Annotated in this window: 1 protein-coding gene; it reads left to right on the top strand. The window is 45.4% G+C overall.

The features are described from left to right. Positions 1 to 392, top strand: a 392-nt coding sequence (locus ED312_RS23925; protein ID WP_394342883.1) for a hypothetical protein, incomplete at both ends; no start/stop codon positions are given.

The following is a 392-nucleotide window of genomic DNA, read 5'->3' as shown; positions in this document are numbered from 1 at the left end:
AACCGTTTCTGCTTCGTCTGCGGGCGAAAATACCTGGTTTAATATGGTCAATCTCGGGGAGCGTGACAATTATTTTGAGTTAAAAGAAGGGCCCGTCCGGGTAGAAATAAGTGAGCACCTTAATAATTTCTGGAGCAGGAAGGAGTCAGATGACGGAGCATATCGTTATTTTCCGAAATTCCAGGAGTCGCAATTACCCGGTTTGGAACTTGTCCTTGTCAAAAAGAAAGAGGGTAACCATTCAGGTATTATTGAAGACGGCGATATCGTAGCTTTTCGCGACAGGACGCCGGCAGGTAGGTATGGTTATCTGCAGTTGTCTGAGAAAGATAATACAACCCTGATTAACCTGGATGACAGTACCAGAGAGGAAGCGGAACAGTTTGAAGTGC

The organism is Sinomicrobium pectinilyticum, assembly GCF_003725735.1.
GTDB lineage: Bacteria > Bacteroidota > Bacteroidia > Flavobacteriales > Flavobacteriaceae > Sinomicrobium > Sinomicrobium pectinilyticum.
This window is presented reverse-complemented; position numbering and strand designations above follow the sequence as displayed.